18 protein-coding genes are annotated in these 22,240 nt (G+C 55.1%); 4 read left to right on the top strand and 14 right to left on the bottom strand.

What is annotated here, in order from left to right:
• Positions 1-15 precede the first annotated feature (15 nt).
• Both qseE and WM46_RS00475 read right to left on the bottom strand, forming a co-directional pair.
• Positions 16-1,446 carry a two component system sensor histidine kinase QseE/GlrK gene (gene qseE / locus WM46_RS00480; protein WP_061074990.1) on the bottom strand — a complete coding sequence of 477 codons (1,431 nt, stop codon included), beginning with the start codon at positions 1,444-1,446 and terminating at the stop codon, positions 16-18.
• A 479-nt stretch (positions 1,447-1,925) separates the two neighbouring features.
• A complete protein-coding gene (locus WM46_RS00475; protein ID WP_102601147.1) occupies positions 1,926-3,173 on the bottom strand; it encodes an IS1 family transposase in 1,248 nt (415 codons plus the stop codon).
• A gap of 133 nt (positions 3,174-3,306) precedes the next feature.
• Here WM46_RS00475 and WM46_RS00470 point away from each other — a divergent pair, with 133 nt between their 5' ends.
• Entirely contained in the window at positions 3,307-4,860 is a 1,554-nt protein-coding gene (locus tag WM46_RS00470; protein ID WP_102601146.1) for a bifunctional metallophosphatase/5'-nucleotidase, read from the top strand.
• 62 nt (positions 4,861-4,922) lie between these two features.
• Here the strand turns inward: WM46_RS00470 and purL are convergent, their stop codons facing one another.
• Positions 4,923-8,810 (bottom strand): phosphoribosylformylglycinamidine synthase, encoded by a 3,888-nt coding sequence (purL, locus tag WM46_RS00465; RefSeq protein ID WP_102601145.1) that lies wholly within the window; start codon positions 8,808-8,810, stop codon positions 4,923-4,925.
• A gap of 256 nt (positions 8,811-9,066) precedes the next feature.
• Here purL and mltF point away from each other — a divergent pair, with 256 nt between their 5' ends.
• A complete protein-coding gene (mltF, locus tag WM46_RS00460; RefSeq protein WP_061074994.1) occupies positions 9,067-10,617 on the top strand; it encodes a membrane-bound lytic murein transglycosylase MltF in 1,551 nt (516 codons plus the stop codon).
• A 15-nt stretch (positions 10,618-10,632) separates the two neighbouring features.
• Here mltF and tadA read toward each other — a convergent pair whose 3' ends face one another.
• The 4 genes from tadA to murQ all read right to left on the bottom strand — a co-directional run bounded on the left by tadA (position 10,633) and on the right by murQ (position 14,223).
• On the bottom strand, positions 10,633-11,190 hold the full coding sequence (gene tadA, locus WM46_RS00455; protein WP_081093633.1) for a tRNA adenosine(34) deaminase TadA: 558 nt from the start codon (positions 11,188-11,190) through the stop codon (positions 10,633-10,635).
• 124 nt (positions 11,191-11,314) lie between these two features.
• On the bottom strand, positions 11,315-11,950 hold the full coding sequence (gene yfhb, locus WM46_RS00450; protein WP_102601144.1) for a phosphatidylglycerophosphatase C: 636 nt from the start codon (positions 11,948-11,950) through the stop codon (positions 11,315-11,317).
• A 3-nt stretch (positions 11,951-11,953) separates the two neighbouring features.
• Positions 11,954-13,318: a PTS transporter subunit EIIC gene (locus WM46_RS00445; protein ID WP_102601143.1), complete on the bottom strand. Its 1,365-nt coding sequence runs from the start codon at positions 13,316-13,318 to the stop codon at positions 11,954-11,956.
• A 2-nt stretch (positions 13,319-13,320) separates the two neighbouring features.
• On the bottom strand, positions 13,321-14,223 hold the full coding sequence (gene murQ / locus WM46_RS00440; RefSeq protein WP_102601142.1) for an N-acetylmuramic acid 6-phosphate etherase: 903 nt from the start codon (positions 14,221-14,223) through the stop codon (positions 13,321-13,323).
• Between the two features lie 116 nt (positions 14,224-14,339).
• Between murQ and WM46_RS00435 the strand changes: the two genes are divergently transcribed.
• Positions 14,340-15,188 carry a MurR/RpiR family transcriptional regulator gene (locus tag WM46_RS00435; protein ID WP_102601141.1) on the top strand — a complete coding sequence of 283 codons (849 nt, stop codon included), beginning with the start codon at positions 14,340-14,342 and terminating at the stop codon, positions 15,186-15,188.
• Between the two features lie 55 nt (positions 15,189-15,243).
• Positions 15,244-15,504, top strand: coding sequence for a YfhL family 4Fe-4S dicluster ferredoxin (locus WM46_RS00430; protein WP_042999785.1), 261 nt, complete (start codon positions 15,244-15,246; stop codon positions 15,502-15,504).
• Here the strand turns inward: WM46_RS00430 and acpS are convergent.
• The 7 genes from acpS to lepA form a co-directional block, all read right to left on the bottom strand.
• Positions 15,501-15,881: a holo-ACP synthase gene (acpS, locus tag WM46_RS00425; RefSeq protein WP_042999784.1), complete on the bottom strand. Its 381-nt coding sequence runs from the start codon at positions 15,879-15,881 to the stop codon at positions 15,501-15,503. The genes WM46_RS00430 and acpS overlap by 4 nt on opposite strands.
• Positions 15,881-16,612, bottom strand: a complete 732-nt coding sequence (gene pdxJ / locus WM46_RS00420) for a pyridoxine 5'-phosphate synthase (protein WP_102601140.1) — start codon at positions 16,610-16,612, stop codon at positions 15,881-15,883. The genes acpS and pdxJ overlap by 1 nt, the downstream gene beginning before the upstream one ends.
• 16 nt (positions 16,613-16,628) lie before the next feature.
• The gene (recO, locus tag WM46_RS00415; RefSeq protein WP_102603744.1) at positions 16,629-17,339 is read right to left on the bottom strand and encodes a DNA repair protein RecO; all 711 of its coding nucleotides are present in this window, start codon (positions 17,337-17,339) and stop codon (positions 16,629-16,631) included.
• Between the two features lie 29 nt (positions 17,340-17,368).
• The gene (gene era, locus WM46_RS00410) at positions 17,369-18,274 is read right to left on the bottom strand and encodes a GTPase Era (protein ID WP_042999782.1); all 906 of its coding nucleotides are present in this window, start codon (positions 18,272-18,274) and stop codon (positions 17,369-17,371) included.
• Positions 18,271-18,951, bottom strand: coding sequence for a ribonuclease III (rnc, locus tag WM46_RS00405; protein ID WP_042291512.1), 681 nt, complete (start codon positions 18,949-18,951; stop codon positions 18,271-18,273). Before rnc ends, era begins: the two co-directional genes overlap by 4 nt.
• A gap of 273 nt (positions 18,952-19,224) precedes the next feature.
• Positions 19,225-20,199: a signal peptidase I gene (gene lepB, locus WM46_RS00400; RefSeq protein WP_044253147.1), complete on the bottom strand. Its 975-nt coding sequence runs from the start codon at positions 20,197-20,199 to the stop codon at positions 19,225-19,227.
• Between the two features lie 16 nt (positions 20,200-20,215).
• On the bottom strand, positions 20,216-22,015 hold the full coding sequence (gene lepA / locus WM46_RS00395; protein WP_042999780.1) for a translation elongation factor 4: 1,800 nt from the start codon (positions 22,013-22,015) through the stop codon (positions 20,216-20,218).
• Positions 22,016-22,240 lie beyond the last annotated feature (225 nt).

The raw sequence follows: 22,240 nt of genomic DNA, 5'->3' as shown, positions 1-22,240 counted from the left end.
CAGGCTTAGCATTATTTAGTCGTTTTTCGTTGCAGATAACGGCAGTTCTATGCGGAAGCAAACCTCTTGCGCCTGTTCATCGACAAGATACAGCTCCCCCTGCATACGGCGGATACAATCTCTGGCGATACTTAGCCCCAGTCCGCTCCCTTTCACTGCCCCTTTCCGTTGATGACTTCCCTGGAAAAAAGGTTCGAAAATCATAGTTCTTTCCGCTTCAGGAATAGGGGTTCCGGTATTGATAACATCGATATACACCGTTGATCCCTGTAAGCGGCTGCGAATACGGATGTTACCGGATTCAGCCCCATAGTGCACCGCATTGGAATAAAGATTATCCAGTACGCTCATCAGTAACATCGGCTCGGCCAGACAGCGATCGGCCGCCAGCTCAATGTCGGTATGCATCATTTTAGCGCGAGCCGGTAGACTATGAGCGGAAACCACCATATCCACCAGCGGTTCAATCTCCACGCTTTCCATTTCAATGGCGCTATCCGCCAGCTTGCGGTTGTAATCAAGCAGTTGCTCAATCAATTTTTGCAGGTTACGGCTACTGTCATCAAGAATGCCAACCACCTCTTTTTGTTCCGGCGTCAGCGGTCCCACCACCTGGTCCGCCAGCAGTTCGGTGCCTTCACGCATGCTGGCCAATGGGGTTTTGAGCTCATGGGAGAGATGGCGCAAAAATTGATGGCGTTGAGACTCCAGCCAGGAGAGGCGCTCGCTCAACCAGATGATCCGTTGTCCAACGGAACGCAGTTCGCGCGGTCCGGCAAAAGTGACGGTATTGCCCAGCGATCGCCCTTCCCCCAGACGATTGATCATCCGCTCGATGCCCTTTACCGGCCCGATAATCATCCGCGTGAACAGCAGCACCATCGCCAGACTCACCAGAAACAATACCAGCGCCTGCCAGCCGAAGAACTGCCCGCGCTCGGCAATTTCTTGTTGTAACTGCTGCCCGCGAGAGAAAACCACGGTACGCGTCGCTTGCACCATTTCGGTATTGGCGTTGGCAAATGCTTCCAGTCGCGCGGCGGCGGCGGTATCGGGCCCGCTGTTACGGCATTGCAGTTGCGCCAGGTCGTTCAGATCCTGACGCAACGCCTGATACAGCTTATCGTCAGGCAGAACGCCCGCATGGGCGTCCAGCATTTCACTGTAGCGTTTGCGCTGGCTCTGATACACCTTCGCCAGCGTCGGATCGTCAAGCACGCAATACTGACGGTAGCTGCGCTCCATCTCCAGGGCGGCATTGGTCATCGCCTCACTGCGGCGCGCGTCGATAAGGGTAGTACGGTTCGTCAGCGCCGCCTGGGCGCTAAGCGCGTTCAGGCTTTGCCACGCCTGCCAGGCGAGGACCAGCAGCGGTAGCAGGATCAGCAGGAATGCCAGCGTCACCAGTTGGCGTAATGACCGGGGAAAAACAGACCAGCGCTTCAATGCGTTACTCTCACAGGAGATGAATAGAACGATGCTAACTGAGGGGAACGCCAGATACAACAAAGCCGGGCTGAACCCGGCTTTGTTATGGAATAAGGCGGTGCCTAACTCGACGTTTCGCCCGATGGTTGATAAAGCAGCGCTATTATCAGAAGTTGGACGGCAGGCACCTTGTTGTGCGTCATTCGAAGTTTATGTAGCACGTCCCGAAGGGGCTGACATAAGAAGGTGAATGAGCCACTGGTTATTATTATGCAGTAACTATGCCAACATTCAAAACAAATTATTAACACGCTGAATTTAATTGGTTTTTATTGATAATTATCTGATTAATATCGTGAGCAATTTTCAAACAAACTGTCGCCAATTAGCAACACCTTAAACACAATGTATTTGTCATCATAAAAATCAATAAGTTAAATGTCTCCTTTTAGAGACACTCCTTATGCGCATTTGTCGTGAATTCCCGACAGGCCGAATTAGCGATAGTGATTATAAAGATACGCGAGGCACACTACATGACGACTCAGCACCTTCGCGCCTAACCCTGACTGACCCGAGGACCACGGATGCACATGCAGCCAGCGAACAAAGGCATCGCTGGCGCGCAGAGAAACCGGGGCAATATTCCCGGCCTGCTTTTGCCCGGTTAATGAGCAGACGATCTTATCCGCTCCGCCGCAACTCCACCGCTGCCAGACGTTGTTCCACCACCCAATGTTCCAGTTGCCTGTCAGTCTGTACTCCGCCTCTGTCCCGAATGGCGGGTTGGCGTCTTCCAGCACAAACCACAGATTCGTCGTACCACGCTGCACTTCTGCTGACCACGCCGTAATCGCTGCGCCACGCAGCACACACTCGTGCGCAAGGTAGTGATCGGTGATAGCCGGAAACCGCCGTTTCAACCGCTGGAAATGACCGTGAATCGCGATCACGGGGCGAAGGATACACCCGCGATCGTTGCGCTTCAGTTGCGCACTGCCATAGTGAATTTCATCGAACTGACTTCTTTGCATGAACTGTATTTCCTGCCAGCGGAGGTACTCCTCCGTGCACTCCTGCGCCATTTGCGACGCAGGACTCGCCGAACTTTTATAAAGCAAGGCGTCGCCAACCGCTTCATCACTGTAGTTGGTCGTGACCTGAAGAATACGACCAGAGCAGGCATCGGCACTGATCACCGCATACAACTGTTGCTTTGCCGCCTTCCCCTGGAAAGGCAGTACCAGAACCTTTGTCGCAACGCGTTTCACGTCAATGGTGGCGTGATGCAGTTGCTGTTCACACCAGTCAACCGCTTTCGCCAACAGACGATATTGCGTGGTCTCTGCCGCGTAATCGCCCCGCTGAAGTCGCAAGAGAAATGGCTCGATGGTGCGTTCAAAACGGGCTTTCGTCTGTCGGGGAGTGAAAACCGTCCGACAAAGACGGCACTGGAATCGCCCATGACCTGCCTGCGTTCGCCCATAGCGAATCACGTCGCTGGCTGAGCAGTGCGGACATTCAGCTCCGGTTGTGTCCGGTTTATTTTTCATCAGCAGCGCAAACCAGTGATTAAATTCGCGTTCATTAAATAAAGGCGGAAGACCGCCACATTTCTGGCACTCCAGCGCCGCATACCCCAGGCGATAAACGGGATAAATATAGTCAGCCGCCTCCGCAACGCCGAGATTAGGGCATGACCAACTTTTGCAGACATTGAGATGTATTTTGTTCTGGCTTTTCATTTCACTCGACCAACTGATTTTGTCAGTCGAATGACTCTGGCGGTTATTCAGATTAACTGTCGTGAGGAGCCTCACAAAATCCAGGCAAGCGGAAACGACAATAACACTCTCATTTTTACTTTAAGGATAAAGAATGAAAAAACGATTGATTGCCTCGTTACTCATCGCAGGATATGTGGGGTATGCCTGCGCGCAGGATGTTACCGTCATCTATACCAATGACCTCCACGCCCACGTTGAACCGTATAAGCTGCCGTATATCGCTGAAGGTAAACGGGAGGTTGGCGGCTTTGCCAATATTTCCACACTGGTTAAACAGGAAAAAGCTAACAATAAGGCGACGTTTTATTTTGATGCCGGTGATTATTTTACCGGGCCCTATATCAGTAGTCTGACCAAAGGGAAGGCCATCATCGATATTATGAATACGATGTCGGTCGATGCCGCCTCCGTTGGCAATCACGAATTTGATCATGGCTGGGATAATACGTTACTGCAGCTCAGCCAGGCGAAATTTCCCATTTTATTGGGTAACGTATTTTTCCAGAATAGTAGTATGCCCTTCTGGAATAAGCCTTACACGATTGTGGAAAAGGACGGCGTGAAAATAGGCGTCATTGGATTACACGGTGTATTTGCCTTTGATGACACGGTTTCCGCGGCCATGCGTCAGGGGATTGAGGCGCGTGATGAAGTCAAGTATCTGCAGCGCTATCTGGATGAACTCCGCGGAAAAGTGGATATCACCGTCGCTTTAATGCATGAAGGGACGCCGGCGCGCCAGTCCAGTATCGGCAATGCGGACGTCAGACGCGCGCTGGATAAAGATATTCAGACTGCAAAACAGGTAAAAGGCCTCGACCTGCTGATTACCGGGCACGCGCATGTGGGAACGCCAGAACCGATTAAAGTGGGCAACACGCTCATCCTCTCAACCGACAGCGGCGGTATTGATATCGGGAAACTGGTGCTGGATGTGAATACAAAAACCCATCGCCACACGGTTAAAAGCTTTGAGCTCAAAACCGTTTATGCGGATGAATGGAAACCGGATCCGACCACTCAGCAGGTGATTGATGGCTGGAACAAAAAGCTGACTGAAACCGTGAGCCAAAAAGTGGGTGAAACGCCGATTGCGCTGACCCGAGCATATGGCGAGTCATCCCCGTTGGGTAATCTGTTTACCGATGCCATGCTGGTCGCCGCGCCAGATGCGCAGATCGCACTGACCAATTCAGGCGGTTTACGCGCCGATTTAAACTCAGGAACGATTACCCTCGGCGATATCATCAGTACGTTCCCGTTCCCTAATGAATTAACCGTGATGGACTTAAGCGGGAAGTCATTGCGTAGCCTGATGGAACACGGCGCGTCTCTAAGCAACGGCGTATTGCAGATGTCGAAAGGCGCGGAAATGCACTACGACCCGAGTAAACCGGTCGGCCAGCGCGTTACGCTGTTCACGCTTAACGGTAAAGCTATCGTCGATACGCAAACCTATCGTGTCGCCACCAACAGTTTCCTCTCCCCGGGCGGAGACGGCTTTATGGCCTTTACCGAAGGTAAGAATAGCCAGGTCAGCGGCGGATATAACCTCTCTGATGCGGTGATTGATTACCTGAAAAAAGGCAACACCATCAACCCGCAACAGGTGAATGAAATGCGCGTACAGGAAGTCAAAAAATAACCGGTCCCTGACGTAAAAAAAAGCCCGGTGACATTCACCGGGCTTTCATCATGGCGGGTACATTATCCTAACTGCTTGCGCGCGTTACGGAAGATACGCATCCACGGACCGTCCTCGCCCCAGTTTTCCGGGTGCCATGAGTTGCTGACGGTACGGTACACACGTTCCGGATGCGGCATCATCACCGTCACACGACCACTTTCCGTGGTGACCGCGGTAATACCATTCGGCGAGCCATTCGGGTTAGCCGGGTAGGTTTCCGTCACGTTGCCGAAGTTATCGACAAAGCGCAGCGCCACCAGACCTTTGCTTTCCAGTGCCGCCAGATGGGCTGCATCGCGAACTTCAACACGCCCTTCCCCGTGCGAGACGGCGATAGGCATCATTGACCCGACCATGCCCTGCAGCAACAGAGACGGGCTCTGGGTCACTTCCACCAGGCTGAAGCGGGCTTCAAAGCGATCCGAATGGTTACGCACAAAGCGCGGCCACAGGTCACTGCCCGGGATCAGTTCGCGCAGATTCGACATCATCTGACAGCCGTTACACACGCCCAGCGCCAGCGTCTGTGGGCGATGGAAGAAGGTTTCGAACTCATCGCGCACGCGGTTGTTGAACAGGATTGATTTCGCCCAGCCCTCACCCGCGCCCAGAACATCGCCGTAAGAGAAGCCGCCACAGGCTACCAGCGCCTGGAAGTTGCCCAGACCGGTACGGCCACCGAGCAGATCGCTCATGTGCACGTCAATCGCGTCAAAGCCTGCACGCTGGAACGCCGCAGCCATTTCTACGTGGGAGTTCACCCCTTGCTCACGCAGTACCGCCACTTTCGGACGCGCCCCGGTCGCAATATACGGTGCGGCGATATCCTCATTGAGTTCAAACGTCAGCTTCGCGCTCAGGCCTGGATCGGCATCGTTGGTTTTAGCATCGTGCTCCTGATCGGCGCACTCCGGGTTATCACGCAAACGCTGCATCTGCCAGGTGGTTTCTGCCCACCAGATGCGAAGCTGAGTGCGGCTTTCACTGAAGACGGTCTGACCGTTGGCTTCGATAACAAAACGATCGCCCGTGACGGCCTGACCCAGGTAATGTACGCAATCGCCCAGACCGTGTTGCGCCAGCAGCGCTTCCACCGCCTCGCGATCCTCGGCGTGAACCTGAATTACCGCGCCCAGCTCTTCGTTAAACAGCGCCGCCAGACGATCGTCGCCCAGCGCCGCGATATCCGCCTGAATACCGCAGTGACCGGTGAAGGCCATTTCAGCCAGCGTCACCAGCAGGCCGCCGTCGGAACGGTCGTGATAAGCCAGCAGTTTACGTTGCGCCACCAGCGCCTGCATCGCGTCGTAGAAGCCTTTCAGTTGCGCGACGTCACGCACATCTGCCGGTGTATCGCCAAGCTGACGGTACACTTGCGCCAGCGCCGTCGCACCCAGCGCGTTATGGCCACGGCCCAGATCGATCAGCAGCAGCGCGTTGTCTTCAGTGGAAAGCTGCGGGGTGATGGTATGACGCACATCTTCCACGCGGGCAAAAGCGGAAATCACCAGCGACAGCGGCGAGGTCATTTCGCGTTGTTCATTACCTTCCCGCCAACGGGTTTTCATCGACATCGAGTCTTTACCCACCGGAATGGTCAGACCCAGCGCCGGGCAGAGTTCTTCACCGACCGCTTTCACCGCTTCATACAGACCCGCATCTTCACCCGGGTGACCGGCTGCGGCCATCCAGTTGGCGGAAAGCTTAATGCGTTTGATATCGCCAATCTGCGTCGCCGCGATATTGGTCAATGCTTCCCCAACCGCCAGACGGGCAGAGGCGGAGAAGTCGAGCAGTGCCACTGGCGCACGTTCGCCGATCGACATCGCTTCACCGTAGTAGCTGTCGAGGCTGGCGGTGGTCACCGCGCAGTTCGCCACCGGCACCTGCCACGGACCGACCATCTGATCGCGGGACACCATCCCGGTCACGGTACGGTCGCCAATGGTGACCAGGAAGGTTTTTTCCGCCACCGTCGGCAGATGCAGAACGCGTTTAACAGCATCCGCAATGGTGATGTCAGCACGATTCAGTGCCTCACCTTTCGCCTTCAGCGTCTGAACGTCGCGGGTCATCTTCGGCGTTTTACCGAGCAGCACGTCAAGCGGCAGATCGATAGGCTGGTTGTCGAAGTGACGATCGTTTAGCGACAGATGCTGTTCTTCGGTTGCCTCACCAATCACCGCATACGGCGCGCGCTCGCGCTTACACAGCTCGTCAAACAGCGGCAGTTGATCCGCCGCCACGGCCAGCACGTAACGTTCCTGGGACTCGTTACACCAGATCTCCAGCGGGCTCATACCCGGCTCATCGCTGAGGATGTCACGCAGTTCGAATTTACCGCCGCGTCCGCCGTCGCTAACCAGTTCAGGCATCGCATTCGACAGACCACCGGCACCAACGTCGTGGATAAACAGGATCGGGTTGGCGTCACCCAACTGCCAGCAGCGGTCAATCACTTCCTGGCAGCGGCGTTCCATCTCCGGGTTATCACGCTGTACCGAGGCGAAATCAAGATCCGCGTCAGACTGGCCGGAAGCCATCGAGGAAGCCGCGCCGCCGCCCAGGCCGATATTCATCGCCGGACCGCCGAGAACGATCAGTTTCGCCCCGACGACGATCTCGCCTTTCTGCACGTGATCGGCACGGATGTTACCAATCCCGCCCGCCAGCATGATCGGCTTGTGATAGCCGCGCAGTTCTTCGCCGTTATGGCTGGTCACTTTTTCTTCGTAAGTACGGAAATAGCCGTTCAGCGCCGGACGACCAAATTCGTTGTTAAACGCCGCGCCGCCCAGCGGGCCTTCGGTCATGATATCCAGCGCGGTCACAATACGCTCCGGCTTGCCGAAGTCTTCTTCCCACGGCTGCTCAAAGCCCGGAATGCGCAGGTTAGAAACGGAGAAGCCTACCAGACCCGCTTTTGGCTTCGCGCCGCGTCCGGTAGCCCCTTCATCACGGATTTCACCGCCGGAACCGGTCGCCGCACCCGGCCACGGAGAGATCGCCGTCGGGTGGTTATGGGTTTCCACTTTCATCAGGATGTGCGCCGGCTCCTGGTGGAAGTCATAGCGACCGGTCGCGTGGTCGGCAAAGTAACGCCCCACTTCAGACCCTTCCATCACCGCCGCGTTGTCTTTATAAGCGGAAAGCACATGATCCGGCGTGGTTTCAAAGGTGTTTTTGATCATCTTGAACAGCGACTTCGGCTGTTGCTTGCCATCGATGATCCAGTCGGCGTTGAAAATCTTGTGGCGGCAGTGCTCAGAGTTCGCCTGCGCAAACATGTAGAGCTCGATATCGTTCGGGTTGCGCCCCAGTCGGGTAAACGCATCCTGCAGGTAATCAATTTCGTCATCCGCCAGCGCCAGACCGAGACGCAGGTTAGCGTCAATCAGCGCCTGACGGCCTTCACCCAGCAGATCAACGCTTGCAACCGGCGCTGGCTGATGGTGAGCAAACAGTTTTTCCGCGTCAGTTAATGAAGAAAACACCGTTTCCATCATCCGATCGTGCAGCTCGGCGGCAACCCACTGCCACTGCTCAGCACTCAGCGTGGAGGCCTCAACGTAATAAGCGACGCCGCGTTCCAGACGGTCAATCTGTTGCAGACCGCAGTTATGGGCGATATCTGTCGCTTTGGAAGACCAGGGGGAGATGGTGCCAGGGCGAGGCGTCACCAGTAGCAGTTTCCCTTCCGGGGTGTGGCTGCTCAGGCTGGGACCGTATTTCAGCAGACGGGCAAGCTGCGCGTGCTCATCCTCGTTCAACGGCGCGTTCAGGTCAGCGAAATGGACGTACTCGGCGTAAATATTGCTTACCTGGAGGTTGGCAGCCTGAAAACGTGCCAGCAGTTTGTTAATACGGAATGCGGACAGTGCAGGCGAACCACGCAGAATTTCCATCATAAGTCTCTCGTCTTCTAAGCTTTCGGTGTGCCCAAGTGGGGAAACGGGCGTCATTATAAAGAATCTGAGCCGCCGACGAAACCGTTTGCGTCGAAATAAAATCACCCCGCGTTGTTGTCATACGATGCTACCGATTGCTCTAATTAGTTGCCAACTGGCGCAAGTTTAAGCAAAATGCCGCTCATTGATGAATACTCCTGGTCTTTCTATTCCTTTTCCCATCCTGAGGCAACGCACGGTTCAGAGAATTAACTAATTGAAAAAATTAAAGATTAATTATCTGTTCATCGGCATATTGACGCTGCTGCTGGCCGCGGCCCTCTGGCCCTCTATCCCCTGGTTCGGTAAAGCCGATAATCGTATCGCCGCGATCCAGTCGCGGGGAGAGTTGCGCGTGAGCACGATTGAGTCACCACTCACCTGGGCGAAACTCGACGGTAAGCCGTACGGGCTCGATTACGAGCTGGCGCAGCAGTTCGCCAGTTATCTGGGCGTAAAGCTGAAGATTACCGTCCGCCAGAACATCAGCCAGCTGTTTGACGATCTGGATAATGGTGACGCCGACCTGCTGGCGGCCGGGCTGGTCTACAACAGTGAACGAGTGAAAAATTATCAGCCGGGACCAACCTACTATTCGGTGTCCCAGCAACTGGTCTACAAAGTGGGCCAGTATCGTCCCCGTACATTGGGCAGCGTGACGGAAAGTCAGCTCACTATCACCCCGGGGCATGTGGTGGCGAACGATCTACAAACCCTGAAACAGACAAAATACCCTGAGCTGAGCTGGCGGATCGATGAGAAAAAAGGCTCAACGGAACTGCTTGATGCGGTGATTGCCGGACAGCTGGATTACACCATTGCCGACTCTGTCGCCATCAGCCTTTATCAGCGCGTTCACCCCGAACTGGCCGTGGCGCTGGATATCACCGACGAACAGCCGGTGACCTGGTTTAGTCCGCTGGATGATGACAACACGCTGTCTGCCGCCCTGCTCGATTTCTTCAACGGTATGAATGAGGACGGCTCCCTGGCGCGTCTCGAAGAAAAGTATCTGGGGCACGGCGATGATTTTGACTATGTCGATACCCGCACCTTTCTGCGCGCGGTTGATGCCATGCTCCCCGACCTGAAACCACTGTTTGAAAAACACGCCCAGGAGATTGACTGGCAGCTGCTTGCGGCGATCTCCTGGCAGGAATCGCACTGGGATCCGCAGGCCACATCGCCAACCGGCGTGCGTGGCATGATGATGCTCACCAAAAACACCGCGCAAAGTCTCGGTCTGACCGACAGAACCGATCCTGAACAGAGCATCAGCGGTGGAGCACGCTATTTACAGGACATGATGAGTAAAGTACCGGACACTGTGCCCGAGAACGAACGCATCTGGTTTGCGCTGGCGGCCTATAACATGGGTTATGCGCATATGCTTGATGCGCGGGCGCTGACGGCCAAAACGAAGGGAAACCCGGACAGTTGGGCGGACGTCAAACAGCGTCTGCCGTTGCTCAGTCAAAAACAGTATTACAGCAAGCTGACCTACGGCTATGCACGCGGACATGAGGCTTATGCCTACGTTGAAAACATCCGTAAATATCAGATAAGCCTGCAGGGCTATTTGCAGGAGAAAGAAAAGCAACTGGCTGAAGAGATGAAACTGGCTGAAGAGTATCCGGTCGTCTCGCCAACGGAATTTGGCAAACAGCGGCGACCACTCGCCGCCTTCCTGTCGCAATCGTCATCCAGTTATCTGACGCACTCGCCGTCGCTGCTGCGTTTACCGCAGAAGAAAGAAGAGAAAGAGTAAACAGAGCCGCAATGACTACTGGCTTGCGGCTTTCTTCAACGCTTTGATCTCCTGACGGCGCATGCGGAAGAAATCGCTGAGCAGCGTCGCACACTCCTCACGCAGGATCCCCTCGGTTACCTCAACACGATGATTCATTCCCGGATGATGCAGAACATCCATCAGCGAACCGGCCGCGCCGGTTTTGGCATCGCGCGCGCCGAACACCACATGGCGGATACGGCTGTGCACCATCGCGCCGGCGCACATGACGCACGGCTCAAGGGTCACATATAGCGTCGCGTCAATCAGACGATAATTTTGCAGGACGAGACCGCCCTGGCGTAGCGCCATGATCTCTGCGTGCGCGGTGGGATCGTGATGGCCAATCGGGCGGTTCCACCCTTCACCAATCACGCGATTGTTGTGCACCAATACGGCACCGACCGGGACTTCACGTTCATCCCAGGCGCGCTTCGCCAGCGTTAACGCATGACGCATCCAGTATTCGTGGCTAAATTCAACATCTGACAAAAGGGTTACTCCGGTAATCATTGCGGGCGCATTATACAGGGTTGCTATACACAAAATCATTCGAGTTGCATCAAGGCGGCAACGGAGAGAATCCCCTGGAGCTTACATAAGTCAGTGACAGGGGTGAACGAAGACAGCCAACGCTGAGGCAACTGATAAAGTGTATATCCCCTTCGTCTTTCAACTATTCCAGTTGCTGAAGTTCTCCACGAGGCGTGACGCGCCAGCGGTGCTGGCAAAAATAGAGCAGCGGGTTGTCCTGATTGCTGTCGCTGTAGCCGCTGTAAAGACGCAGCGGCGTGCCGATTTTACGCTCCAGTTGCGCGACTTTTTCATGCCCCAGACAGCGCAGGGTCAGCACCCAACCGCCGTACCCCCGCTTCATCTGGCTGGCGATCAGATTCACGCGCGGCAGCCACGGCGTATCAACATAGACCTGTTCCACCAGCGACTGCGGCGAACCGGTGATGAGCCAGATATCGGCATCGGAGCTGAGCAGATAGGTGGTCAGACGCTCCTGGACCTGAGGAAACGCCGTGACGCTCTGCCGGAACCACTGAACAAAATCGGCCTGCCTGGCCTGTAGACTGGCTTCGCTGTGACCGAAGGTACATCCCCACAGCAACAGGCTCATCGGCCAGCGCGCGGCGCGTCCTTTGATCAGTAACGCGCCGACAATCACGGGCAACAACGGCAGCACAAGCAGCGCATTCAGCGGCTGGCGACGCAACAGATAGCGCAGGAAACTGCCGAACATATCCTGCTGATGTAACGTACCATCCAAATCAAAAAAAACGACACGACGCGCGTGATTGGTCAAACCTTACTCCTCGGGATCGTTGAATCCTAACAGCCAGGTAAACAGGAACCCGGCTATCACTGCTACTAAATAGCCTAACAGATAGAACATCACTTTTCCGGCAACAATCGTTAACGCCAGCGGCAATCCGGAAATACCGAAGGTGATCACGGTGGCGACCTTCCAGTAGCTGATCAGCGCTCCGCCGACTGCGCCACCAAGACAGGCGCCAATAAACGGTTTGCCCAGCGGTAGCGTGACGCCAAAAATCAACGGTTCGCCAATACCGAGTAATCCTACCGGTAACGCCCCCTTAATCACTTTTTTCAACCGCGCGTTACGGGTTTTCATCAGCACGGCAATTGCCGCACCCACCTGCCCGACGCCCGCCATCGCCAGAATGGGAAAGAGCGCGTTATAGCCATGCGCCTGCACCAGCTCAACGTGAATCGGCACCAGCCCCTGATGCAGCCCTGTCAGCACCAATGGCAGGAAGGTTCCCGCCAAAACCGCGCCCACCAGAAAGCCGCCGCGATCAATCGCCCACGACGCGCCGTGAGCGATTGATTCCGAAATCCAGCCTCCCAGCGGTTGCAGCGCCACAATCGCAATCGTGCCGGTGATGATCGTCGTCAGCAGGGGATTGAGGATCAGCTCCAGCGAACCCGGCAAAATGTCACGGAACTTACGCTCAATCCAGCACATCAGCGCCACCACCAGCAGCACGGCGATAACCCCGCCGCGGCCTGGCTGTAGCGCTTCGCCAAAGAGGGTAATTTGCGCCAGTTGCGGACTCGACAGAATACCCGCCATCACGCCGCCCATCGCCAGCGAACCGCCGAAGACTTTGGCAGTATTCACCCCCACCAGAATGTTCATGATGGCGAAGACCGCACTGCCGAAGATCCCCATCAACCCCAGCATGTTGGGGTAATGGGTGGCGAAATCGCCAACAATATCCGGGCGTTTGAGAATGTTAATGATGCCGGTGATTAAACCGGAGGCGATAAACGCCGGGATCAGGGGAATAAATACGTTCGCCAGCTTGCGTAGCGCATCGCTCATTGGCGCTTTGTACTTCGCTTTCGCCTGCGATTTCGTGCGCTCAATGTCATCGTCTGACTGACGCTCTCCTCCCTGCGCCAGCTGCGAGCGCATAGCATCAACAACCTTTGCTGCCTTGCCAGGCCCGACGATGAGCTGATGCTGCGCCCCCTGCTTCACGTAGCCACTGACGCCCGGTAGCTGTTTCAGATGCGGGATATCCAGCACCGTATCGTCTTTCACTTCCACCCGGACGCGCGTCATGCAATTTTCCAGACGCAGAATATTTTGTTCTCCGCCTATTCCCAGCAGAATGTCGCAGGCAAGGGTCGCCGTCTTATCCATAGTTACCTCGATGAATCTGCTAACGCAGCGCGTAAGAATCCCTGATGGGCGGTCAGCTTCTCGCGCGCCGCATTAGCGTTAAGGCCGCTCAGCGCCATAAGAATGGCCGGTTTCACGTCAAAATCGGTCTGTCTGAGCAGCGTTTCCGCTTCTGCGCGTGCAATACCAGTGGCTTCAACCACCATTCGGCACGCGCGATCCATCAGTTTGATATTGGTGGCTTTCATATCCACCATCAGGTTCTGGTACACCTTGCCAAACTTCACCATCGCCCCGGTGGAGATCATATTGAGCACCAGCTTTTGCGCAGTGCCGGATTTCAACCGCGTTGAGCCCGTCAGCGCCTCCGGCCCTACCACGGGTGAAATCGCGATATCCGCTTCCTGCGCAATCGGCGAGTCAGGATTACAGGAGACAGCGACCGTAGTACAACCCGTTTTGCGGGCATATTTCAGCCCACCGATGACATACGGCGTACGCCCTGATGCCGCCAGCCCGACCACCAGATCCTGCGGCGCGAGGTTCAGGGCAATAAGATCGTCTTCACCGAGCTGCGCATTGTCTTCTGCCCCTTCAACAGCCTTCAGCAATGCTCCCGGGCCACCGGCGATCAGCCCCACCACCAGCCCGTGAGGAACGCCAAACGTCGGTGGGCATTCAGACGCATCCAGCACGCCGAGTCGCCCGCTGGTCCCGGCGCCCATATAGATAATCCGGCCACCGGATTTTAACGCTTCAGCCGCGGCATCGACGGCGCTCGCAACATCGGGCAATGTTGCTTTTACTGCTTCCGCTACCAGCGTATCCTGTTGATTAAAACGGTGAACCAGATCCAGCGTCGATAACGCATCGAGGTCCATTGTTTGCGGATTACGGGTTTCTGATACTAAAGCGCCGAGATTCATATTTGCTCCTCAGGAATTTTTAATTCATATTAAACGCCAATAATGGAATATAATATTCGTGCAGGCGAGTGAAATTTCATTTTGTCGCCGCCATCACGTTTTCGTCGGGAGAGACCATGAACTGTTTGATTCGCATCCGCCAGCGCTACCCGGGATTTGCGCAGAGCGATAAAAAACTCGCGGACTACCTTCTGATACAACCCGACGCCGCCCGCCACCTCAGCTCTCAGCAACTGGCGGCTGAAGCGGGCGTCAGCCAGTCGAGCGTGGTGAAGTTCGCACAAAAGCTCGGCTATAAGGGATTCCCGGCGTTGAAACTGGCGATCAGCGAAGCGCTGGTCAGCAATCCGAACCCACATTCGGTGCCGGTGCATAACCAGATTCGTGGCGACGATCCCCTGCGTCTGGTCGGCGAGAAACTGATCAAAGAGAATATGGCGGCGATGCACGCCACGCTGGATGTCAACACGGAAGAGAAGCTGAGCGAAAGCGTGACAATTCTACGTAACGCCCGTCGGATCGTGTTGACCGGGATTGGCGCATCCGGCCTGGTGGCGCAGAATTTTGCCTGGAAGCTGATGAAAATCGGCCTGAACGCCATTGTTGAGCGCGATATGCATGCGCTGCTGGCCACGGTTCAGGCGCTGACGCCGGACGATCTGCTGCTGGCGATTTCCTATAGCGGTGAACGTCGGGAACTGAACCTGGCGGCAGAAGAGACTTTACGCGTCGGCGGGCAGATCCTGGCGATCACCGGTTTCACCCCCAATGGGCTTCAGCAGCGCGCAAGCCACTGTCTGTATACCATCGCGGAAGAACAGGCCACCCGCAGTGCGGCGATCTCTTCAACCCACGCGCAGATGATGCTCACCGATCTGCTTTTTATGGCGCTGGTACAGCAGGATCTGGAGCACGCACCTGAACGTATTCGCCACAGTGAGGCGCTGGTAAAAAAACTGGTCTGAGCAGAGAATGCGCGTATAATGCCCGCCCGGTTTGTGTTGTTTTGAGAGTTTCCTGATGGCCCTGTTAATCACTAAAAAATGCATTAATTGCGATATGTGCGAACCCGAATGCCCGAATGAGGCCATTTCAATGGGTGACAGCATTTATGAGATTAACAGCGACAAATGCACTGAGTGCGTTGGCCATTACGACACGCCCACCTGCCAGAAGGTGTGCCCGATCCCTAATACGATCCTCAAAGACCCGGCACATGTCGAAACGGAAGAACAGTTGTGGGACAAGTTTGTCCAGATGCACCACGCCGATAAAATCTAACTTTCGATAATGACCGTGGCGCAGGCATAGTGACGTTCATCGGCCAGCGTTACGTGCATATGCGCAACGCCCAGTTTTTCCGCCAGCGCTAACGCCTCTCCCCACAACCGCAGGCGCGGTTTACCGAGCTCGTCGTTAAACACTTCAAACTGATTAAACGCCAGCCCATTGCGAATACCGGTACCAAAGGCTTTCGCGGCCGCCTCTTTGACGGCAAAGCGTTTTGCCAGAAAACGCACCGGCTGCTGATGCGTTTCCCAGATAGCCCACTCGTTAGCGCTGAGCACTCGTCTGGCTAGCCGGTCACCGGAACGGGAGATCACCGCTTCAATGCGCGCAATCTCCACGATATCGGTGCCTAATCCAAGGATGGCCATTAGCCGCGCGCTTCCAGCATCAGACGTTTCATTTCCGCGACGGCCTCTTTCAACCCGCTCATCACCGCACGACCGATAATCGCATGACCGATATTCAGCTCGTGCATTTCCGGCAGTGCGGCGATAGCTTTGACGTTATGATAGGTCAGCCCGTGGCCCGCATTAACCTTCAGCCCCAGGCTTGCGGCGAAGGTGGCGGCTTTCGCGATGCGCGCCAGTTCCTGTGCCTGTTCCGCATCGGTTTTCGCATCCGCATAGCAGCCGGTATGAATTTCAATGTACGGCGCGCCAACGTCAGCCGCCGCCTTGATTTGCACGTCATCGGCGTCAATGAACAGCGACACGAGGATCCCGGCGTCAGCCAGACGTTTACAGGCATCACGCATTTTATCGCGCTGCCCGGCCACATCCAGACCGCCTTCGGTGGTTACTTCCTGGCGCTTTTCCGGCACCAGGCAGCAAAAATGGGGTTTGGTTTCAACGGCAATCGCCAGCATCTCTTCCGTCACCGCCATTTCCAGGTTCATACGCGTGTCCAGCGTCTGGCGCAGAATGCGGACATCGCGGTCGGTAATATGGCGGCGATCTTCACGTAAATGGACGGTGATGCCATCGGCCCCCGCCTGCTCGGCAATGAATGCCGCCTGAACCGGATCCGGATATGCGGTACCGCGTGCATTACGTAACGTGGCAATGTGGTCAATGTTGACGCCTAACAGTAATTCAGCCATGACAATCCTCGTGATTTTATGTTCGCTTCGGCATGAACTGCCGGAATAATTCGCGGCTCTTTAAGGGTTTACCACCAAGATACGGCTTCAGCGCTATGCGGGTAAAGCGTTTCGCCGCACGTAGCGTATCAGCATCCGGAAATTCGCGTTCTGCCAGCGCCCGCAGATGACGTCCGGTAAAGGTGCTGTTGTCAATTACAATGCTGGCGATGAAGCCTTTTTCTTCGCGATAGCGGTAGGTCATGGTGTCATCCACCGGTTCGCCGCTGCCCGCACAGTGCAGAAAATCGACCCCGTAACCGAGGTGGCCGAGTAGCGCCAGTTCAAAACGACGCAGCACGGGCTCCGGCGTTCCCGTTGCCCCTGCCAGTGCCTGAATGCAGTGCAGGTAATCGAAAAAGAGTTCAGAAAAGCGGGTTTCGTGCTCCAGCACGCGGGCGAGCAGTTCGTTGATGTACAGGCCGCTGTACAGCGTGATGCCGCTCAGAGGGAGCGCCAGAGAAACGGCTTCCGCGCTACGCAGCGTTTTGACTTCGCCACGTCCGCCAAAGCGGACTAACAGGGGGGTAAAAGGCTGGAGGGCACCTTTCAGATTAGAGCGTTTAGAACGTGCGCCTTTGGCAACAAGGCGCACGCGACCCGACTCTTCCGTGAAGACGTCCAGCATCAGGCTGGTTTCGCTCCAGGGGCGACTATGCAGGACAAATGCGCGCTGCCAGCCCTCCATCATACTCGTCGCCTGTTCGGAGCGCAGGTTTAGAGATCGTCGACGTAACCGAGACTGCGCAGAGCGCGTTCGTCATCGGCCCAGCCGGATTTCACTTTCACCCACAGTTCAAGATGAACCGGAGCTTCAAACATTTCCTGCATGTCTTTACGCGCTTCAATACCGATGGTCTTGATTTTGGCCCCTTTGTTGCCAATGACCATCTTCTTCTGCCCTTCGCGCTCAACGAGGATCAGCCCGTTGATGTCATAACCGCCGCGCTCGTTTGACACGAAGCGTTCGATTTCCACAGTCACGGAGTACGGCAGTTCAGCGCCCAGGAAACGCATCAGCTTTTCACGGATGATTTCAGAAGCCATAAAACGCTGTGAGCGATCGGTGATGTAATCTTCCGGGAAGTGATGCTCCGCTTCCGGCAGATGCTTGCGCACGATGCCCGCGACGGTATCGACATTCATCCCGGTTTCCGCTGAGATCGGTACGATGTCGAGGAAGTCCATCTGGCTCGCGAGGAACTGCAAATGCGGCAGCAGATCGGCTTTTTCCTGCACGTTATCCACTTTGTTGACGGCCAGAATCACCGGCGCTTTACCGTCACGCAGTTTGTTGAGCACCATCTCGTCATCCGGCGTCCAGCGGGTGCCTTCCACCACAAAGATCACCAGTTCAACATCACCAATGGAGCTGCTGGCCGCTTTGTTCATCAGACGGTTAATCGCGCGTTTTTCTTCCATGTGCAGACCCGGGGTATCGACGTAAATCGCCTGCCAGGGCCCTTCGGTATGGATCCCGACAATACGGTGACGCGTGGTCTGCGCTTTACGGGAGGTGATCGAAATCTTCTGCCCGAGCAGGTTGTTCAACAGGGTGGATTTGCCAACGTTCGGGCGACCGACGATGGCAATAAATCCGCAATAGGTTTTTTCGTCGCTCATTCCAGCTCCAGTTTTTTCAACGCCTGTTCGGCGGCAGCCTGTTCCGCCTTGCGACGGCTCGAACCTGTGCCAACCACCGGTTCACTCAGGCCGCTGACCTGGCAGTGGATAGTAAATTCCTGATCGTGCGCTTCACCACGCACCTGTACCACCAGATAAGACGGCAGCGGCAGATGGCGACCCTGCAAATACTCCTGCAAACGCGTTTTCGGATCTTTTTGCTTATCGCCTGGGCTGATTTCGTCCAGACGAGTCTGATACCAGTTGAGGATCAACTTTTCGACGGTCTGAATGTCACTGTCAAGGAAAACCCCGCCAATCAGCGCTTCAACAGTATCGGCCAGAATCGATTCGCGACGGAAGCCGCCGCTTTTCAGTTCGCCCGGCCCTAAGCGCAGACATTCGCCCAGATCGAACTCGCGGGCTAATTCAGCCAGCGTATTCCCGCGCACCAGCGTCGCGCGCATACGACTCATATCACCCTCGTCCACCCGCGGGAAACGGTGATACAGCGCATTCGCAATCACAAAACTTAAAATTGAGTCGCCAAGAAATTCTAAACGCTCGTTATGTTTGCTGCTGGCACTGCGATGGGTTAATGCCTGCTGCAACAACTCCTGATGAGTAAAAGTGTAGCCCAGCTTCCGTTGAAGCCGATTAATTACGATGGGGTTCATGCGATACCAATAAATAAATGCGTCAACAATTCAGCACACGAAACAGACCTGATATATGTAGCATCCTTCCGGCCGCGTTAAGCAGCTTATGTACGCTCATATAGGGGGACCAACGCTGTTTCGTGTGCCGTGGCGACCTGGAGGCGCCAACCTGAAACTTCGGGGGAATATTCTATACACAACGACAAGGGATGTCGTTAGCCTGGGCGGATTTATCGAAGAAATAATTCACGTTGCCGTCATAATGACGACAACGTGAACGATTCGCGGCAATTAGTGGATACCACCAATGCGGCTTAAACGAACGCCAGTCGGCCATTCGCCTTCCTGTTTGTCGAAACTCATCCAGATAGCAGTGGCTTTACCGACCAGATTCGCTTCCGGGACAAAGCCCCAGTAACGGCTGTCCGCGCTGTTATCACGGTTGTCGCCCATCATGAAATACTGGCCCGGCGGTACAATCCAGGTCGCCAGCGGCTGCCCGGACTGCTGGTAATACATTCCCACCTGATCCTGAGCAATCGGCACGGTCAGAATACGGTGCGTCACATCGCCCAACGTCTCTTTACGCTCAGACAGACGAATACCGTTCTCTTTCGTTTCACTCAGCGGGATCTCGAAGAAACCACTGGTGGCTTCCCCCCCGTTACGACGTGCAAATGTCTGCACAAAATCGCTCGGCTGAACATCGCTATAGGTGACCGGCAGCGCGTTTTCACACGCCTGACCCGAACGACAGCCCGGCTGAATAGTCACTTCTTTCGCAACCGGATCATAGGTCACTTTATCACCAGGCAACCCGACCGCTCGCTTGATGTAATCCAGACGCGGATCTTCCGGGTATTTAAAGACCACGATATCGCCGCGTTTGGGATGACCCGTTTCGATCAGGGTTTTCTGGTAAATCGGATCTTTAATACCGTAGGCGAATTTCTCCACCAGGATAAAGTCACCGATCAACAGCGTCGGCATCATCGAACCCGACGGGATCTGGAAAGGTTCATAGATGAACGAACGCACAACCAGCACGATAGCCAGCACCGGGAAAACCGAGGCACCGGTTTCCAGCCAGCCAGGCTTCGGCGAGACTTTTTTCAGCGTTGCCTTATCCAGTGAATCTCCGGCAGCAGCCTGTGCCGCCGCCTGACGCTCCCGACGTTTTGGCGCGAAGATAAATTTATCCACGCACCATAAAATGCCCGTGACCAATGTGGCAATCACCAGAATCAGGGCAAACATATTCGCCATGCCAACTCCTTAAGGATTATTTGCTGTCTTTGCCGACATGCAGAATGGCGAGGAACGCTTCCTGAGGCAGCTCAACGTTACCGATCTGCTTCATACGCTTCTTACCTTCTTTCTGCTTCTGCAGCAGCTTTTTCTTACGGCTGATATCACCGCCATAGCATTTTGCCAGAACGTTTTTACGCAACTGTTTCACGGTAGAACGCGCAATGATGTGCGTCCCGATCGCTGCCTGGATCGCGATATCGAACTGCTGACGTGGGATCAGATCTTTCATCTTCTCCACCAGTTCACGACCACGGCTCTGCGAGTTATCACGGTGAGTGATCAGCGCCAGCGCATCGACACGTTCGTTGTTGATCAAGACATCAACACGCACCATGTCGGAGGCCTGGAAGCGTTTAAAGTTATAATCCAGCGACGCATAACCGCGCGAGGTGGATTTCAGGCGGTCAAAGAAGTCGAGTACCACTTCAGCCATCGGGATTTCATAAGTCAGCGCCACCTGGTTACCGTGGTAAACCATGTTGGTCTGCACGCCACGCTTCTCAATACACAGGGTAATCACGTTACCGAGGTATGCCTGAGGCAGCAGCATGTGGCATTCCGCGATCGGCTCGCGCAATTCGTAGATGTTGTTCAGCGGTGGCAGCTTGGACGGGCTGTCGACGTAGATCGTCTCTTTCGCGGTGGTTTCGACTTCATACACGACGGTCGGCGCGGTGGTGATCAGGTCCAGATCGTATTCACGTTCCAGACGCTCCTGAATGATCTCCATGTGCAACAGACCAAGGAAGCCACAGCGGAAGCCGAAGCCCAGCGCAGTAGAACTTTCCGGCTCATAGAACAGAGAGGCGTCGTTAAGGCTCAGCTTACCAAGCGCGTCGCGGAAGTTCTCGTAATCATCAGAGCTGACCGGGAACAGGCCCGCATAAACCTGCGGTTTTACCTTTTTGAAGCCTGGCAGTGCTTTTTCTGCCGGGTTACGTGCCTGAGTCAGGGTATCGCCAACCGGTGCGCCGAGGATGTCTTTAATGGCGCACACCAGCCAACCTACCTCGCCGCATTTCAGCTCAGTACGATCAACCTGTTTAGGTGTGAAGATCCCCAGACGGTCAGCGTTATAGGTCTGACCGGTACTCATCACTTTGATTTTGTCACCTTTACGCAGGGTGCCGTTTTTAATACGCACCAGCGAGACAACGCCGAGATAGTTATCGAACCAGGAGTCGATGATCAGCGCCTGTAACGGGCCATCCGGATCGCCCTGCGGCGGCGGAATATCACGCACCAGACGTTCCAGAACGTCGGTCACGCCCACGCCGGTTTTCGCCGAGCAGCGCACGGCATCGGTCGCATCAATACCGACGATGTCTTCAATCTCTTCGGCGACACGCTCGGGATCGGCGGCTGGCAGGTCAATTTTGTTGAGGACCGGCACCACTTCGAGATCCATTTCCATCGCGGTGTAGCAGTTTGCCAGGGTTTGCGCTTCGACGCCCTGTCCGGCATCTACCACCAGCAGAGCGCCTTCACAAGCGGCAAGCGAACGAGAAACCTCATACGAGAAGTCAACGTGGCCTGGGGTGTCGATGAAGTTAAGCTGGTAAGTTTCACCATCAGCGGATTTGAAATCGAGCGTTACGCTCTGCGCTTTGATAGTAATACCGCGCTCACGCTCAAGATCCATCGAGTCGAGAACCTGCGCTTCCATTTCACGGTCAGACAGGCCACCGCAGATCTGAATAATACGGTCAGACAGCGTCGATTTACCGTGGTCGATGTGAGCAATGATCGAAAAGTTACGTATGTTCTTCATAGAGTGTAATTATTGTGCCTTACGCCTGGTTGGACAGGCTTTGAGAAGTCGCTGTTCTGAGCTTAACGTCTGTTTAACTGAAACGCCGCATTCTACACTACAACGCTGAGGCGAGGAAATGTTCATAGAGTCAGGATTACGGGAACTGGAAACGGCATCGCTTTTCTGATGTAAAACATCGTAAGAGAAGCATGATGCCCGATGGCGCAAGCGTATCGGACCTGC

It is taken from the genome of Citrobacter freundii complex sp. CFNIH2, from assembly GCF_002880615.1.
Taxonomy (GTDB): domain Bacteria; phylum Pseudomonadota; class Gammaproteobacteria; order Enterobacterales; family Enterobacteriaceae; genus Citrobacter_A; species Citrobacter_A amalonaticus_F.
Note: the sequence above shows the minus strand (reverse complement) of the source record. Positions and strands in the feature narration are given on the sequence as shown.